The following is a 12,280-nucleotide window of genomic DNA, read 5'->3' as shown; positions in this document are numbered from 1 at the left end:
GACCGGAGAGAAGGGACCGGAGCGGCGTTCCGGGGGGATTCGAGATCGGGTCCGGGCCTCAGAGCGACAGGGTGTAGAGCCGCTTGCGCGCGTCAGCGAAGGAGAATCGGGAGTCGACGACCTCCTCGTCCTCCAGCCGGGAGAGCGCGTAGCGGACCGTCCGGGGCGGCAGCAGGGTCTCCTCCGCGAGTTCGCTCTGCGTCAGCGTCTCGTTGTAGTCGAGGACCTTCGCCACGAGCTTCGCGCTGGGGGGCAGGTCCCGGACCGGCTCCCACCGGTCGCCGTCGACCGCGTCCTCGTCTACCGCGTCGTCCTCGTCCGCGTGGATGGCCTCTGGTGCACTCATGTGTCTCCACGTGTGTGATGCTAATAGATAATATTTGCTATCCAATTTAATTACCAACAAGCATTACTCGGGCACGGGAGGCGCCGACGCGAACGGAGAGGAATGGCGGCTGTTCCACGCGAACGACCGCAGAGACGGCCCACAGCGGCGGCCGGACCGCCCCGACCCGAAGTCTCTTATTAGTGACCGGCCTAACAGGGGTAGATGAGTGACACTGTGGACGACGTCGATATGCCGTACGAGGACGAATCGGCGTCGCAACAGGAGAAGATCGAGACGCTGCAGGAGCGGCTCGAGGTTCTGGAGTCGCAGAACGAGGAGATGCGCGACAAGCTCCTCGACGCGAACGCCGAGAACAACAAGTACCAGCAGAAGCTCGAGCGGCTGACTCACGAGAACAAGAAGCTGAAGCAGTCCCCGCTGTTCGTCGCCACCGTCCAGGAGCTCAACGGCGAGGGCGTCGTGATCAAACAGCACGGCAACAACCAGGAGGCGCTCACCGAGGTCACCGACGAGATGCGCGAGGACCTCGCGCCCGACGACCGCGTGGCCGTCAACAACTCGCTGTCCGTCGTGAAGAAGCTCGAGAAGGAGACGGACGTGCGCGCCCGCGTCATGCAGGTCGAGCACTCGCCCGACGTGACCTACGCCGACATCGGCGGCATCGACGAGCAGATGAACGAGGTCCGCGAGACCGTCGAGATGCCGCTCGAACAGCCCGAGATGTTCGGAGAGGTTGGCATCACGCCGCCCTCCGGCGTCCTGCTGTACGGTCCGCCGGGCACCGGCAAGACGATGCTCGCGAAGGCCGTCGCCAACGAGACCAACGCGACGTTCATCAAGATGGCCGGCTCCGAGCTGGTCCACAAGTTCATCGGCGAGGGCGCCAAGCTCGTCCGCGACCTCTTCGAGGTCGCCCGCGAGAACGAGCCCGCGGTGATCTTCATCGACGAGATCGACGCCATCGCCTCGAAGCGGACGGACTCGAAGACCTCCGGCGACGCGGAGGTCCAGCGGACGATGATGCAGCTGCTCTCGGAGATGGACGGCTTCGACGAGCGCGGCGAGATCCGGATCATCGCCGCGACCAACCGCTTCGACATGCTCGACGAGGCGATCCTCCGGCCCGGTCGGTTCGACCGCCTCATCGAGGTCCCCAAGCCCGACGCCGAGGGGCGCAAGATCATCTTCGAGATCCACACCCGCGACATGAACGTCGCCGACGACGTGGACTTCGGCGCGCTCGCGGAGATGGCCGAGGACGCCTCCGGCGCGGACGTGAAGGCCGTCTGTACCGAGGCCGGGATGTTCGCCATCCGCGACGACCGCACCGAGGTCCGGATGGGCGACTTCCGCGAGGCCTACGAGAAGCTCTCGCAGGTCGAGGAGAGCGACGTGGGCGACTCGATCGCGTTCGCCTAATCGACCGACTCCGGCCCCTTCCTGTTGGTTTTTTCTTCCCGCGCTTCGCGCCGAGCGACGCATCCCGTGGCGTCTCGAGGTCTGAAGCGCCCTCCGCGCGGCGGACGGGTCGGCGTGCGAGCGTCCGAGTCAGCGCGCGACCGCCCGGCGAAGCGCGGGGCCGTAGAAGGCGGCCGCGACGCCGAGGGTCACCGCGGCGCCGAGCGGCGGCGCGGCGAGGGGGCTCCCGCCCCGTGCGCCGACGCCGACCGCGACCCACGCGCTCCCGACCGCGGCGAGCACGAGCAGGCCGCCGGTGACGCGCCGGTCCTCGCGGCCGAAGAGCGCGCCCGCGACCGCGCTCCCCGCGGCCAACAGGTGACACGCGAGCGCGACCGGCCAGACGGTGATCGACCGGGGCAGCGCCGCGACCGGCGGCCCGTCGAGGAAGTAGCTGGCGACGGTGTAGACGTGGATGGATCGGTCGGGCGCGAGCGGCGCGGTGTTCAGAAAGCCCCACGGCATGAGGAGCGTGTAGTCGCCGGCGCCCGCGCGGAGGGCGGTCACCGGGACGAAAAGCAGCGCGAGCGTCGCCGCGGCCGCGAGGCGACCGGAGGGCGGGGTCGGGTCAGAGGTGGCGTCGCCCATCTACTTCCGGGCGACGATCCGGAGCACGTCCTCGTCGGCCAGCACGTGCCCCTTGCCGACCTGCTGGTCGTCGTGTTTCGCGCTCGGACCGGAGACGCGGGCGAACTTGAACCGCTCGTCGAACTCGCCGCCGATCTTCTCGCAGGCGTCGCCGACGGTGGCGCCCTCGAAGAGGACGAGCGGCTCCTCGTAGTCGACGCCGCGGCCGGGCTTGTCCATGTAGATCCGGATCAGCCCGAGCTCCTCCCAGAGCCGCTCCTTCAGCCCGTCGAGGCCGCGCTCCTTCTCCGCGGAGATGAAGACCACGTCGTCGGGGTCGAGGTCGCGCTCGCGGAGTTCCTCCTTCACCGTCGGCAGGTACTCCTTGTCGATCAGGTCCGCCTTGTTGACCGCGACCATCGAGGGGAGGTACTCGCGGTTGTCCATCACGGCGTCGACGAGCTCGTCGATGGTGAGGTCGTGGGGGATCGTCACCTTGGCGTTGACGTAGCCGTACTCGCGGAGCACCTGCTTGACGGTGTCCTCCTCGAGGCTCACCTCGTCGCTCATCGTCACTCCGATGCCGTCCTTGTGTGTCTTCCGGATGTTGATGTTCGGCGGCTCCGTGTCGAGCCGGATGTTCGTGTTGTACAGCTCCTCGCTCAGCCGGTCGTACTGCTCGATCTCGAAGACGGAGAGGACGTACACCACGAGGTCCGCGGTCCGGACGACCGAGAGGACCTCCTTCCCGCCGCCGCGGCCGCCCGCCGCGCCCTCGATCAGGCCCGGCACGTCGAGGATCTGGATGTTCGCGCCGCGGTACATCAGCATGCCCGGGTTGACGTCGAGCGTCGTGAACTCGTAGGAGCCGACCTCGCTGTCGGCGTTGGTCAGCGCGTTGATCAGGGTCGACTTGCCGACGCTCGGGAAGCCGACGAGCGCGACGGTCGCGTCGCCGTGTTTCTCGACGGCGTAGCCGTGACCGCCGCCTGCGGAGGACTGGTTCTCCAGCTTCTCCTTCTTCTCCGCGAGCTTCGCCTTCAGCCGCCCGATGTGCGCCTCGGTGGACTTGTTGTAGGGCGTGTTGGCGATCTCCTCGCGGAGGTCCTCGATTTCGTCCTCCAGTCCCATCGCCGCATACTCGGCCGGTCGGCTCGTTAAACCTGTCCCTCCGCGGTCGACGTGGGGACGCGAACACGGTCGGACCCACGCCGGGACTGCACGCCGAGGACCGCGGAGATGGCCCGCGCGCTCGTTCCGACACGCCTATATGTCGGCCACACAACTGGTCGGACGACGAATGCCGGACCCCGCGCGGCTCCGCGACAGCACGCAGATCGTGGTGCCCCGCCACGCGCTCGACGGGGTCCGCGAGCGACTGGAGACCGAGTACACCGTCACCGTCTTCGAGACGGAGACGCACTGTCGGATCATCGGCAGCCCGATCGAGATCAAGGCCGTCAACGACTACCTGGCTCGGCAGGGCGTCGCGCTGGCGTAGCCGGTCGCGGACCGCCCGTCGGCCGCCCGCCGTCTCTCCTTCGAACGCGTGTCCCCGACCGCGGAGCCGCGGCTGACGTGTGCCGATGAGAAAAGGAACGGACCGCGACGCGCCGACTCAGCCGAGACTGCCGATGACGAGCTGCGCCGCGATGACGAACAGGAGCGCGAAGCCGAAGGCGATGGCCCCGACGGCCACCCCCTGCGCGTTGCCGAGCCCGCGGCCGCGTGCGCCGGCGTACCCGCCGAGGAAGACGAACGCGAAGAGCGAGATGCCGAGCACGGCGTAGACGACGGTCAACGCGGTCGCGGCCGCCCCCTCCGAGAGACCGAAGCCGCCGAACGCGGCGACCGCCCCGAGGCCGAACGTGAGCGCACCGGCGACGAAGACGACCGCCCAGACCGCGGGCGACTTGGCGAGTTCGTCGAACCGGCGCGCGAGCTGGTCGTACCGGTCGCCCTCCGACGCGGCCGCCTCGTGTTTCCGTCGGGTGCCGATCCGCGCGGCGGCGACGAACGTGGCGACGACGAGCAACCCCATCAGTACCGTACTCACGAGCGTAAGCGAGACCATATCTGTATCCGTTCCTCGTTGGTAGAGCGTCCGTGCGTGCGTACAAATAGCCTTCGTATGTCGGCGACGGTGGACCCCTCGGATGTGGCCGACGAGCGCGCGGGCGAACGCGCTACAAAAGAGCTAAGTGTGCCATCGCTAAGTCCACACGTAAGGCCCGACAGAAGAACATGATAGAGTCACTCATATTACAAGTGGCCGACGAGTGGCGAGCGCAGTCAGCGGTGTTCGACGAGATCTTCTTCGTCTTTCTCGCGCTCGGTACCCTCGTCGGGACGATCGTCGTCTCGTACACGCTCTACAACGCGTACAAGTACCGCGACGACGGAAGCGACCCCGGCGAGAAGTTCGATCCCCCGGTCCTCGGGGAGCTGCCGACGGGACAGGGCGGCCCGAAGGCGAAGAAGCTCTTCCTCTCGTTCGGTCTCAGCGCGATCGTCGTCATTAGCCTCGTGGTTTACGCCTACGGCCTGCTGCTCTACGTCGAGGAGGGACCCGCCACCGACGTGGAGGAGGACATCGAGATCACGGTCGAGGGCTACCAGTTCGGCTGGGAGTTCCAGTACCCCGACGAGGGCGTCACCACGCAGAACACGCTGCGCGTCCCCCAGGATAAGGTGGTCCAGTTACGTGTGACCTCGCGGGACGTGTGGCATAACTTCGGAGTCTCCGAATTACGCATCAAAAGCGACGCGATTCCGGGCGAGTACTCCGAGACGTGGTTCAGCGGACAGGCCCACCTCGAGGAGCCGCTCGAGCCCGGCGAGACGGAGACTTACACGGCGGAGTGCTTCGAGCTCTGCGGCTCGGGCCACTCCTACATGAAGGCCGACGTGATCATCATGCACGAAGAGGATTACCAGGATTGGTACGACGAACAGCTCGCCGACGCCGAGGGCGAGGAGACGGAGGGTGACGGCTGATGTCCGAGCTCCCGCCGACGACCTCGCTCCGCCGTTGGCTCGTCACGACGAACCACAAGGACGTCGGGATCATGTACACCATCACGGCGCTGTTCTTCCTCATCTTCGGCGGCGTGATGGCGCTGCTGATCCGGCTCCAGCTGTGGGAACCGGGCGCCCAGATCCTGTCCGGCCTCGCGTACAACGAGGCCGTGACGGCCCACGGACTGGTGATGGTGTTCTGGTTCCTCTCCCCGCTCGGGTTCGGGCTCGCGAACTACTTCGTCCCGCTGCAGATCGGGGCGGACGACCTGGCGTTCCCGCGGCTCAACGCCGTCTCCTACTGGCTGTACGTGCTGTCGGGCGTCATGTTCGCCATCTCGTTCTTCCAGGGCGGAACGCTCTCCGCCGGGTGGACGATGTACGCCCCGCTCAACGTCCCGATGTACACGCCGAGCATCGGGTCCACGGGCGCGATCCTCGCGCTCGCGATGTTCGTGGCGAGCACGACCGCGTCCACGGTGAACTTCCTGACGTCGATCCACCACTCCCGCGCCGAGGGGATGGGCCTGATGGACATGCCGATGTTCACGTGGTCCATGCTCGCGACCGTGTGGATGATGCTGTTCGCGTTCGCGGCCCTGCTCGCGGTCGCGGTCATCCTCCTGTCCGACCGCGTCTTCGGGAGCCTCTACTTCTCGGCGACTGAAGGCGGATCGCTACTCTGGGGACACCTCTTCTGGTTCTTCGGCCATCCGGAGGTGTACATCGTCTTCTTCCCCGCGCTCGGCGTGATGTTGGAGCTGTTCCAGACGTTCTCCGGCCGGCGGCTCGTCGGGCGGAAGTGGGCCATCATCGCCATCTGTCTGATCTCCGTCCAGTCGTTCCTCGTGTGGATGCACCACATGTTCCTGACGACGATCAACCTGGAGATCAAGACCCTGATGATGGCGACGACCATCGGGATATCCCTGCCGTTCGACCTGCTGGTGTTCGCGCTGATCTACACGCTGATCAAGGGACGGATCCAGTTCACGACGCCGTTCCTGTTCGCGCTCGGCGCGCTGCTGCTGTTCATCCTCGGGGGCATCACGGGCGTCTTCCTCGGCGCCATCGTCCTCGACTACGAGTTCCGCGGCACCTACTGGGTGGTCGCGCACTTCCACTACGTGATGTTCGGCGGCGCGACCGCGCTGTTCGGGGGCATCTACTACTGGTTCCCGAAGGTCACCGGGAAGATGTACGACGAGTTCCTGGGGAAGGTCCACTTCGTCGTGTTCTTCATCGGGTTCAACGCGGTGTACTTCTCGATGTTCCTCGGCTGGGAGACCCCCCGCCGCGTCTTCGAGTACGACCCCGCGTTCCAGACGTTCCACCAGATCGGGACGATCGGCGCGTTCGTCCTCGGCGGGTCGTTCTTCATCATGTTCTACAACCTGGCCAACTCCTACCTCTACGGCGAGGAGGCCGGGGCCAATCCGTGGGACTACACGCGGACGGCCGAGTGGGCGATCCCCTCGCCGCCGCCGCTCGAGAACTGGGACGGCCGCCCCTCGTACGCCTCCGGGAAGCTCGAGTTCGTGCAGGACGCGGTCGCTGACGGCGGGCACGCCGACGGTCACGGCGAGAGCCACCTCGACGAGTACCCGTACTGGGACAAGCACCCGAGCCACGCGAGTATCTGGCCGTTCGCGTTCTCGGTCGCGACCCTGATCTTCATGATCGGGCTCTCGGGCGTCCGCGACTCCGTCTCGCTGTCGCTGGGCGACACGCTCGCGACGACTGCGCTGTCCATGTCGAACCCCGTCTACCCGGTGTTCGCCGCCGTCGGCCCGATCCTGATGGTGTGGACCGCGGTCCGCTGGGGCACGGAGGACTTCTACGCGCCGCCGACGGCGATCGCCGAGCGGTGGCCGTTCCACGGCATCGAGAAGGTGAAGCTGGGCATGTGGTTCTTCCTGGCCTCGGACGTCATCGTCTTCGGCGCGTTCATCTCGGCCGCCGTGTTCATCCGCGTGAACGCCGGCTGGATGAACTGGGGCCCGCTGACGGACCCGCTTCCCGGGCTCATCAACACGTTCGTGCTGTTGACCTCCTCGTTCACGGTCATCCTCGCGCTCGTGTTCGCCCGCCGGGAGAACGCGAAGGGGCTGCTGGCGAGCCTCGGTGCGACGATCCTGCTGTCGTTCACGTTCCTCGGGATCAAGGCGTGGGAGTGGCACCACGAGGTGTACGACAAGGGCGTCACGCTCACCCAGAACCCGCACGGCGACCCGATTCAGGCGTCGATCTACTACGTGACGACCGGACTGCACGGCTTCCACGTGATCATCGGCGTGCTCATCGCCGGCTACCTGTTCGTCCGGGCCGCGCGCGGGTACTACCAGGAGGACCAGCGCCCGCTGGAGTACTTCGGGCTCTACTGGCACTTCGTCGACATCGTCTGGATCTTCCTGTTCCCGCTGTTCTACCTCTTCTGAGGTAGCGACCGCGGGCGGTCCCTTTTGACGCGTCCCGCCCGCGTTCACACGCGCCGCCGTTCTCACGCAACAGGAGCGAACCGCACGACATACCTTTCCCCCCACGATACCCGGAGTATGGACGAGACTATGGTCGCGCGGCTCCGCGTCGCGGCCGTCGCGCTCGCGGGCGTCGTGGCGGTCACGCACCTGCTGCATCCGAGCTACGGCGGTCCCGCGCTCCTGGTGTACGCGAGCGCCGGCTACCTCGGCGACCCGCGTCCGGTCGCGTTCCTCGCCGGGGGGTTCGCCGTGGTGTTCGCGGCGTCGCTGATCGTCGCGGACGTCTATCGGCGCGGCGCGTACCTGCTCGCGGCCGGCGTCGCGGGGACGTTCCTCGTCGGGTTCGGGGTGTGGCACACCTTGCTGGACCACGGCGCGTTCTGGCCGGGACTGGAGCCGCGGGGACACCCGGACACCGGCGTCGTCGCCGTCCTCCTCGACCACCTGGTGAGCGACTGGCTGACCCTCACCTCGAAGGTGGCCGAGGCCGCGCTGATAGTCGTCTGCGTCGTCCTCTTTCGCGCGGAGGCACCGCGAGGCGACGGACCTAACTCCGGGAGCCCCTGAGTCCGTCCATGGTCGTGGACGCACTGACGAACGGGCGACTCCTGATCGGCGTGGGGATCGCCGTCGGCGCGGTGATCTTCTGGTCCAGCGGGTTCGTCGTCGCGCACTACCTCTGGAACCGCTGGCGGGGCAGCGAGGAGACGGATGAATAAATCTATAAGGACGGCACCGAAGGTTGAGGTGTACGAATAATGGCGTCCGACTCCATCAAACTCTACAGCCTCGTCTACGCGGGACTGGTGGGCCTCGCCGTCCTGAACTACGTGCTCTTCGAGGGCGGACTCGACCTCGCGTACGACATCTCCTTCGTCGGAACGATGGTCATCGCCGTGCTCAAGACGGCGCTGGTCGTCGCGTTCTTCATGCACCTCAAGTGGGAGAATCGCTCGCTGACGTACCTGATGGTGCTGGCGCTCGTGCTGACGCTGCTGTTGATGTCGGCCGCCACCTACTCCATCACGTAGTTCCCCGTCGCAGCACCTTCGTTCGACGGTTCAGTTCTCGACGCCGCGAGCGGCGCGATCGGTTCCCCTCCGACGAGGGGCGTCTCACGGGGGAAAGACCATTACGGACCCCGCACAACCCCGGTCCATGTACCACGTGCTGTTGGGAGTTGACGACGACGGAGAGATGGCCGACCGAGTGGCGGGGACCGTCGCCGACCTGCCGGGGGGCGCCGACGAGGTGACCGTCTCGGTGTTTCACGCGTTCACCGACAATCCCGCGGGCGCCTCCGCGGCGCAGGTCGCAGGGGTCCGTCGGGCGCAGGAGCGGCTCGAGGAGGCGGGGATCGAGACGACGGTCCTCGAGGCGAGCGGCGATCCCGCGGAGGAGCTCCTGGAGGCCGCCGCGGACCACGACGCGGACATGATCGTCATCGGCGGACGGCGTCGGTCGCCGGCGGGCAAGGCGCTGTTCGGGAGCGTCGCGCAGACGGTGATCCTCAACGCGGACCGACCGGTGCTGGTCGGTGGCCGCCCCACGCCGACGGACGAGGCGTAGCGACGAGCCGTCCATCCGGCCGCAGACACTTTTGTAGCTGGACGTGGTGACACCCCACATGGAGATTCGTGCGGCGACCGGGGACGACGTGGACGCGATCAGGGCGGTAGCGCGCGCCTCCCTCGACGCGTCGTACGGGCACGCGATCACCGAGACGGTGCTGGAGGCGGCCGTCGACCGCTGGTACGGCCGGGACGCGCTCGGCGCGGACGTCGCCGACGACCGGGTCGTGTTCCCGGTCGCGGTCGCGGACGGCGAGGTCGTCGGGTTCGCCGAGAGCTACGTCGTCGACCGTCGGGATCGCGTCGGCGAGATCGACTGGCTCCACGTCCACCCCGATCACCGCGGCGAGGGGATCGGGACGATGCTGTTAGAGCACGTCGAGGCGGCGCTCCGCGAGCGGGGCGTCGACCGCGTCGAGGGCGCGGTGCTGTCGGCCAACGAGGCAGGCACCGCCTTCTACGAGCGGGAAGGGTACGAGCGCGTCGACGAACGGCTCGTCGACATCGGCCACGACAGCTTTCCCGAGCACCGCTATCGGAAGACGCTCTCGGAGGGGGTCGCCGTCGCGGACGCCGAGACCGTGACGACCGACGACGGGACGGAGCTCCACGTCGCACTGACGGAGAGCTCCCGCGGCTCCGAGGGCCCCTTCTACGTCGTCTACGCCGACCCGGACCACGAGGAGCGGTACGGCTTCCGGTGCGGGGCCTGCGGGAGCCTCGACGTGGCCGTGGACACGATGGAACGGGTCGTCTGCAACGAGTGCGGCAACCGGCGCAAGCCGGCGCGGTGGGACGCGGCGTACCTGTAGTCGGTCCGTGAAGCGGACGAGGCTCCCGGCCGATCCTCAGGGCTCGTAGAAGGCGTCCGCGCCGTGGTCGTCCTGCCACGCGAACGCGAACAGCCGCCGCGAGGGGACCCGTTCGAGCGGCTCCGCGGCCGCACCGCCGGACTCGCCGGTGTGTGCCGCGGGCGCGTCGACGGGCCGGCCGGTCGCGCCGTCGTACAGCGCGCCGGTGCCGTCGGGGCGGTCCGCGCGGAATCCCGCGGGGGTCGCGCGCCACTCGTAGCCGGGGTCCGCGAAGGCGTGGATCCCCTCGTCCGCGAAGACGACGACCGACGCGCCGCCGACCGTCGCGGTCACGACGCCGCCGGCCGCCTCGACGCGCGGGAGGGGGAACCCGAGCGCGTCGCCGCCCCGCTCGACGCCGAGGACGACCGCCTTCGGGTCGAGGTCCGTCCGGTCCCACGAGCGGCCGCCCGTGCCCCGGTGTGCCCCGAGTCCGAACCCCTCAGCCTCGAAGTAGCGCTCGTAGGGCGCCTCGTCGTAGTCGACGGGCTCGGGGTCGTCCCCGTCCCCGGCCGCTTCGCTCTCGCCGCCCGGCGGGGCGAGCACGTCCCCGTCGGGATGTGCCTCCCGGAAGCGGGCCATCGTCGTCACGCCCGCGGGGAGCACCCGCAGCGACGCGCCCGCGAGCACTCCCGAGAGCGCGCGTCCGAGCGACTGCTTCCACTCCGTCCCGGTCTCGCGGTCGTACATCACGAGGTCGTCGTCCGCGAGCTTGCCCGAGACGCCGAACGTGAGCGTCTCGGGGAGGCCGTCCTCGTCGTCGAGGTCGGCGTCTTCCGCGTCGACCGTCTCCGCCCGCCGGTCGTAGACCACCGCGGAGCCGCAGAGCGGACACCACGTCACCGCGACCGGGATGCCGCCCAGTTCGTCGTTGACGATCTCGTGGTAGTGGAGGTAGCGGACGGGGTACGCCCGGGCCCGCCCCTCGACCGTGACCGCGACCACGTCGTCGTCCGGGTCCCCCTCGTAGGCCGCGGCCGGCACGCCCTCCGGGTCGTCGACGCTGGGGATCGCGTCGCGCGGGACGACCCGTCGCACGTCGAACCGGGCGTCGCTCACGACGCTCCGTCCCCCGCGTTCGCGGGATCCGTGTCGTCCCCGGCGTCGACGTGCTCCGCGAGCGCGAACCGGACGCGCTCCTCGTCGCTGCCCTTCGTCTCGCGGCCCGTGACGACCACCTCGCCGATCTTCTCGGTGTTGTCGACGTGCGTGCCCGCACACGCGGTGCGGTCGTAGGGGTCGGCGTCGGGGTCGGGCTCGCCGTCCGCGCCGAGCCCCGCGACCTCCACGATCCGGAGTTCGGTGATGGAGTCCGGCAGCAGGTCGATCCGCGTGCGCTCGGTGTCGAGCGTCGCCTCCGCCTCCTCGCGGTCCATCGTGTAGTGGGTGACGGGGCGGGCGTCCGCGATCAGCTCGTTCAGGCGCTCCTCGATCAGCGCGAGGTCCTCGTCGGTGAAGCGGTCGTGCCCGGCGTCGAGGTGCGCGTGGTCGCCGTACAGCTGATTGCCCGTCGTGGGCGCGTCGAACGCCTCGAGCAGCAGCGCCGACAGCAGGTGCTGTGCGGTGTGGTAGCGCATGTGGGCGTACCGCCGGTTCCACGTCACCTCGCAATCGACCGTCGTTCCGGGTTCGGGCAGGTCCGCCCTCGCCTCGCCGCCGACGGGCGCGTCGTTGGCGACCGCGCCGTTCTCCGGACGGAGCGTGTGGTAGACGTCGTCCGACTTCTGCACGTCGACGACGCGCCAGCGGTCACCGTTCGCCTCGACGACGCCGGTGTCGTGCGGCTGGCCGCCGCCCTCGGGGTAAAAGTACGTGCGGTCGAGCACGAGCCGGTCGTCGAGGCTCCGCTCGACGGTCGCGGAGAACTCCCGGACGTAGCTGTCCGCGAGGTAGGCCTGGTCGGTCATACGCGGACGGAGTCGACCGAGCTACTTACGGGTTGTTGAGTCGGAAACGGGCGGATCCGGCGGTGAAGCACGTGCCGCT

The 12,280-nt window shown here is 68.3% G+C and carries 15 protein-coding genes; 9 read left to right on the top strand and 6 right to left on the bottom strand.

Annotation, left to right across the window (positions count from 1 at the left end):
* Nucleotides 1-58: 58 nt before the first annotated feature.
* Nucleotides 59-346, bottom strand: coding sequence for a MarR family transcriptional regulator (locus tag ACZ432_RS10540; RefSeq protein ID WP_426964461.1), 288 nt, complete (start codon nt 344-346; stop codon nt 59-61).
* A gap of 204 nt (nt 347-550) precedes the next feature.
* On the opposite strand from ACZ432_RS10540, the gene pan1 reads away from it, so the two are divergent.
* On the top strand, nt 551-1,768 hold the full coding sequence (pan1, locus tag ACZ432_RS10535) for a proteasome-activating nucleotidase Pan1 (RefSeq protein WP_426964462.1): 1,218 nt from the start codon (nt 551-553) through the stop codon (nt 1,766-1,768).
* A 129-nt stretch (nt 1,769-1,897) separates the two neighbouring features.
* Here pan1 and ACZ432_RS10530 read toward each other — a convergent pair whose 3' ends face one another.
* Nucleotides 1,898-2,395: a TIGR04206 family protein gene (locus ACZ432_RS10530; RefSeq protein ID WP_426964463.1), complete on the bottom strand. Its 498-nt coding sequence runs from the start codon at nt 2,393-2,395 to the stop codon at nt 1,898-1,900.
* Nucleotides 2,396-3,505: an OBG GTPase family GTP-binding protein gene (locus ACZ432_RS10525; RefSeq protein ID WP_426964464.1), complete on the bottom strand. Its 1,110-nt coding sequence runs from the start codon at nt 3,503-3,505 to the stop codon at nt 2,396-2,398. It abuts the gene before it with no gap.
* 169 nt (nt 3,506-3,674) lie between these two features.
* Between ACZ432_RS10525 and ACZ432_RS10520 the strand changes: the two genes are divergently transcribed.
* On the top strand, nt 3,675-3,875 hold the full coding sequence (locus tag ACZ432_RS10520; RefSeq protein ID WP_426964465.1) for a VNG_1110C family protein: 201 nt from the start codon (nt 3,675-3,677) through the stop codon (nt 3,873-3,875).
* A gap of 117 nt (nt 3,876-3,992) precedes the next feature.
* On the opposite strand, the gene ACZ432_RS10515 is transcribed toward ACZ432_RS10520, so the two are convergent.
* Entirely contained in the window at nt 3,993-4,448 is a 456-nt protein-coding gene (locus ACZ432_RS10515; protein WP_426964466.1) for a hypothetical protein, read from the bottom strand.
* A gap of 170 nt (nt 4,449-4,618) precedes the next feature.
* Between ACZ432_RS10515 and coxB the strand changes: the two genes are divergently transcribed.
* The 7 genes from coxB to ACZ432_RS10480 all read left to right on the top strand — a co-directional run bounded on the left by coxB (nt 4,619) and on the right by ACZ432_RS10480 (nt 10,255).
* Nucleotides 4,619-5,371 carry a cytochrome c oxidase subunit II gene (coxB, locus tag ACZ432_RS10510; protein WP_426964467.1) on the top strand — a complete coding sequence of 251 codons (753 nt, stop codon included), beginning with the start codon at nt 4,619-4,621 and terminating at the stop codon, nt 5,369-5,371.
* Nucleotides 5,371-7,830, top strand: a complete 2,460-nt coding sequence (locus ACZ432_RS10505; RefSeq protein ID WP_426964468.1) for a cbb3-type cytochrome c oxidase subunit I — start codon at nt 5,371-5,373, stop codon at nt 7,828-7,830. The genes coxB and ACZ432_RS10505 overlap by 1 nt, the downstream gene beginning before the upstream one ends.
* Before the next feature lie 117 nt (nt 7,831-7,947).
* Nucleotides 7,948-8,439, top strand: a complete 492-nt coding sequence (locus ACZ432_RS10500) for a hypothetical protein (RefSeq protein ID WP_426964469.1) — start codon at nt 7,948-7,950, stop codon at nt 8,437-8,439.
* Nucleotides 8,440-8,447: 8 nt separating this feature from the next.
* Nucleotides 8,448-8,591, top strand: coding sequence for a hypothetical protein (locus ACZ432_RS10495; RefSeq protein ID WP_426964470.1), 144 nt, complete (start codon nt 8,448-8,450; stop codon nt 8,589-8,591).
* Nucleotides 8,592-8,630: 39 nt separating this feature from the next.
* Nucleotides 8,631-8,903 (top strand): cytochrome C oxidase subunit IV family protein, encoded by a 273-nt coding sequence (locus tag ACZ432_RS10490; RefSeq protein WP_426964471.1) that lies wholly within the window; start codon nt 8,631-8,633, stop codon nt 8,901-8,903.
* A gap of 127 nt (nt 8,904-9,030) precedes the next feature.
* Nucleotides 9,031-9,441 (top strand): universal stress protein, encoded by a 411-nt coding sequence (locus ACZ432_RS10485; protein WP_426964472.1) that lies wholly within the window; start codon nt 9,031-9,033, stop codon nt 9,439-9,441.
* Between the two features lie 58 nt (nt 9,442-9,499).
* On the top strand, nt 9,500-10,255 hold the full coding sequence (locus tag ACZ432_RS10480; RefSeq protein WP_426964473.1) for a GNAT family N-acetyltransferase: 756 nt from the start codon (nt 9,500-9,502) through the stop codon (nt 10,253-10,255).
* A gap of 36 nt (nt 10,256-10,291) precedes the next feature.
* Here the strand turns inward: ACZ432_RS10480 and ACZ432_RS10475 are convergent, their stop codons facing one another.
* Both ACZ432_RS10475 and ACZ432_RS10470 read right to left on the bottom strand, forming a co-directional pair.
* A complete protein-coding gene (locus ACZ432_RS10475) occupies nt 10,292-11,353 on the bottom strand; it encodes a DUF3179 domain-containing protein (RefSeq protein ID WP_426964474.1) in 1,062 nt (353 codons plus the stop codon).
* Nucleotides 11,350-12,201: an alanyl-tRNA editing protein gene (locus ACZ432_RS10470; protein WP_426964475.1), complete on the bottom strand. Its 852-nt coding sequence runs from the start codon at nt 12,199-12,201 to the stop codon at nt 11,350-11,352. Before ACZ432_RS10470 ends, ACZ432_RS10475 begins: the two co-directional genes overlap by 4 nt.
* Nucleotides 12,202-12,280 lie beyond the last annotated feature (79 nt).

The sequence above is a fragment of the Haloparvum alkalitolerans genome (assembly GCF_055381565.1).
Note: the sequence above shows the minus strand (reverse complement) of the source record. Positions and strands in the feature narration are given on the sequence as shown.